6 protein-coding genes are annotated in these 3,342 nt (G+C 73.7%); 5 read left to right on the forward strand and 1 reads right to left on the reverse strand.

What is annotated here, in order from left to right:
* Nucleotides 1–289: amino acid--tRNA ligase-related protein (locus MFF54_RS21145; RefSeq protein WP_283950096.1), on the forward strand; the 289-nt coding region annotated here is incomplete at its 5' end.
* Nucleotides 286–1,329, forward strand: coding sequence for a lysine-2,3-aminomutase-like protein (locus tag MFF54_RS21150; RefSeq protein ID WP_238305959.1), 1,044 nt, complete (start codon nt 286–288; stop codon nt 1,327–1,329). The genes MFF54_RS21145 and MFF54_RS21150, both read left to right, overlap by 4 nt.
* Nucleotides 1,330–1,464: 135 nt before the next feature.
* Here MFF54_RS21150 and MFF54_RS21155 read toward each other — a convergent pair whose 3' ends face one another.
* Nucleotides 1,465–1,950 (reverse strand): Fur family transcriptional regulator, encoded by a 486-nt coding sequence (locus tag MFF54_RS21155; RefSeq protein ID WP_238305961.1) that lies wholly within the window; start codon nt 1,948–1,950, stop codon nt 1,465–1,467.
* Between the two features lie 171 nt (nt 1,951–2,121).
* Between MFF54_RS21155 and MFF54_RS21160 the strand changes: the two genes are divergently transcribed.
* The 3 genes from MFF54_RS21160 to MFF54_RS21170 all read left to right on the forward strand — a co-directional run.
* Nucleotides 2,122–2,259, forward strand: a complete 138-nt coding sequence (locus MFF54_RS21160) for a hypothetical protein (RefSeq protein WP_238305963.1) — start codon at nt 2,122–2,124, stop codon at nt 2,257–2,259.
* Entirely contained in the window at nt 2,256–3,155 is a 900-nt protein-coding gene (locus MFF54_RS21165; RefSeq protein ID WP_238305965.1) for a metal ABC transporter ATP-binding protein, read from the forward strand. Before MFF54_RS21160 ends, MFF54_RS21165 begins: the two co-directional genes overlap by 4 nt.
* A 35-nt stretch (nt 3,156–3,190) precedes the next feature.
* The coding region (locus MFF54_RS21170) for a metal ABC transporter permease (protein ID WP_238305967.1) at nt 3,191–3,342 on the forward strand (152 nt) is incomplete at its 3' end.

Genomic DNA, 3,342 nt, shown 5'->3' on the forward strand with positions numbered 1-3,342 from the left:
CGACCCGCGGGTCGCCGAGCGGTTCGAGCTCTATTGCTGCGGCGTCGAGCTCGCGAACGCCTTCGGCGAGTTGACTGACCCAGACGAGCAGCGCCGCCGCTTCGCGGCCGAGATGGCGGTGAAGCAGGCGGTCTACGGCGAGACCTATCCGGTTGACGAGGATTTCCTCTCCGCGCTCGCCGCGATGCCGGAGGCGTCGGGCAGCGCGCTAGGCTTCGACCGGCTGGTGATGCTGGCGGTCGGCGCCCGGCGGATCGAGGACGTACTCTGGACCCCGGTCGCCGGATGAGCCGGCCGCTCCGCAGCCTCGACGATCTAGCCGCCGCCGGCCTCGTTGCGGCGGAGGACCTGCCCGGTCTCGCCGCGGTGGCGGCGCGCTACGCCGTCTCGCTCACCCCCGACACGGCCGCGCTGATCGACCCCGCCGACCCGGCCGACCCGATCGCCCGCCAGTTCGTGCCGGCCTCTGAGGAGGCCGTGACGGCGCCCGAGGAGCGCGCCGACCCGATCGGCGACGGCGCGCACGCCCCCGTCCCCGGCATCGTCCACCGCTACCCCGACCGGGTGCTCTTGAAGCCGCTCCACGTCTGCCCGGTCTACTGCCGCTTCTGCTTCCGCCGTGAGATGGTGGGACCGGACGGGCTCGGGACGCTGAGCGAGGCGGAACTCGATCGCGCGCTGGCCTACATCGCCGCGCACCCGGCGATCTGGGAGGTGGTGCTGACGGGCGGCGACCCCTTCGCGCTCTCGCCCCGGCGCCTCGGGACGATCGCCGAGCGGCTCGGGCGGATCGCGCACGTCCGGGTCATGCGGGTGCACACCCGCGTGCCGGTGGTGAGCCCGGCGACGGTCACGGACGAACTCGTCCAGGGCCTCAGGAAATTCGGGCGCGCGGTGTTCGTGGCGCTCCACGCGAACCATGCCCGCGAGTTCACGGAGGCCGCCCGCGCGGCCGTGGCGCGGCTGGTCGATGCCGGCATCCCTCTGGTGAGCCAGTCGGTCCTGCTGCGCGGGGTCAACGACGATCCGGCGAGCCTGGAGTCCCTGATGCGCGCCTTCGTGGAGAGCCGGGTGAAGCCCTACTACCTGCACCACGGCGATCTCGCCCCCGGGACCGGCCACCTGCGCACCGGGATTGCCGAGGGACAGGCGCTGATGCGGCAACTGCGCGGCCGCCTCTCGGGCCTTGCCCAGCCGACCTACGTGCTCGACATCCCGGGCGGCCACGGCAAGGTGCCAGTCGGCCCCGGCTACCTGCGGGACGGGCCGGAGGGCACGCGGGTGACCGATCCGCAGGGGCGGGAGCATCCCTACCCGCCGGAGGGGTGAGGCCGACCGCGCTCAAGCGTTCTGAAGTCTCGGTGCCGTCTCCGCCTCTTCCCCACCCCCAAAGGGGGCGAGCGCGCAGGTTCGTCCGCAGGCGTCCTGTGCGCCGGATCGTCCTGTCGGTGGTGATGAGCTGTCCTAAACCTGCCGCTCCCGGCACGCCCCGCACTCGCCCTCCACCTCGACGATGCGGCTCGCCGGCTTGAAGCCGGCCCGGTCGAGGGCGCGGTCGAGGCCCGCCTCGAACTCCCGCGCCGTGGTCTCGCCGATGCCCCCGCAGGTGCGGCAGATCAGAAAGACCAGCCCCTCCCCGGCGCCGTGCTCGTGCGCGCAGGAGACGAAGGCGTTGCGGCTCGCGATCCGGTGGACGAGGCCGAGCTCCGTCAGGAAATCGAGCGCACGATACACCGAGACGGCCGCGACGCGCCGGCCCGGCACGCTCAGCCGCTCGGCGATGTCGTAGGCGCCGAGCGGACCCTGGGCGGCCGCCACCGTTTCCAGCACGTCCCGGCGCAGGCGCGTGAACTGGAGGTCGCGCGCCCGGCACAGGTCCTCGGCGCGCGCGACCACGTCGAAATCGTGCGCGTGGTGGTGAGGGTCGGCACCGTGCTCGTGCCCGTGCATGACGTTCCCCGGTGAAAACGCGGCCGCGCGCGCGGTGCCGCCGTGCGGGCCCGCATTGAACGCGCCGTATGTTACAGTGTATCAGCCTTCCATATAGGCGGCCCCCCACTGTGCGGCAAACCGCGTGCGGTCGCACGCCCCGCCGCGGCCTCGGGAGTGGCTTTCCCACACATGACGGCACCCGTGTCCCCCGAACCCGCGCACCTCCGCCACGCCTCGCTGTTCCGCAGCGGCCTGGGCATCCGCCTCGCCCTCGCGGCCGGGCTCGTCCTGCCGCTCTGGCTCGCCATCCTGTGGGCGACTGCGTGAGCGCGCCGCTCCAGCCCCCGCCAGGCCTTCAGGCCCCGCCCGGCGCGATTCGGCTCGTCGGGCTCACCCTCGGCTACGACCGGCACCCGGCGGTGCACCACCTCGACGGCACGATCCCGGCCGGCGACATGCTGGCGGTTGTGGGCCCGAACGGGGCCGGCAAGTCGACCCTGCTCAAGGGACTCGTCGGCGAGATCCCGTGCCTCGACGGCGCGATCCTGCGCGGCGTGCCGCGGGCGGCGCTCGCCTACCTGCCGCAGGCTGACGAGATCGACCGCAGCTTCCCGATCAGCGTGCTCGACCTCGCCAGCATGGGGCTGTGGCGGCGGGCCGGGGCGTGGCGCAGCCTCGGCCGCAGCCGGGGCACGGTGCTCGACGCCCTCGGCGCGGTCGGGCTCGCGGGCTTCGAGGGGCGCGCCATCGGCACGCTGTCCGGCGGGCAGTTCCAGCGCGTGCTCTTCGCCCGGCTGATCCTGCAGGACGCCGCCGTGATCCTTCTGGACGAGCCCTTCACGGGCATCGACGCCCGCACCGTCGACGACCTCGTCGGGCTGATCGGGCGCTGGCACGCGCAGGGCCGCACGGTGGTGGCGGCGCTCCACGACTTCGCGCAGGTGCGGGCGCATTTCCCCCGCACCCTGCTCATCGCCCGCGAGCCCGTGGCCTGGGGGGCGACCGCGTCCGTGCTGACGCCGCAGAACCTCGCCCGCGCCGCCCGGCTCTCCGAGGCCTGGGACGAGACCGCCGGCGTGTGCGAGCGCGGGCACGACCACGCTCCCGCGCAGCCGGATCACGGACACGGCCGCAGCCAAGGGCACGATCACGCGCACGATCACGCGCACGGTCCGGTTCATGCCCACGATCACGCCAGTCATCGACACGGGAGCGCGGCGTGAGCGACCTTCTCGCCCCCTTCGTCGAGTTCGGCTTCATGCGCCGGGCGCTGGTCGGCTGCCTCGCGCTCTCGCTCTCGGCGCCGCCGCTCGGCGTCTTCCTGATGCTGCGGCGCATGAGCCTGATGAGCGAGGCGATGAGCCACGCGATCCTGCCCGGGGCGGCGGTGGGCTTCCTCGTGGCGGGCCT

This window comes from Methylobacterium gregans (assembly GCF_022179245.1).
In the GTDB taxonomy this organism is placed as follows: domain Bacteria; phylum Pseudomonadota; class Alphaproteobacteria; order Rhizobiales; family Beijerinckiaceae; genus Methylobacterium; species Methylobacterium gregans.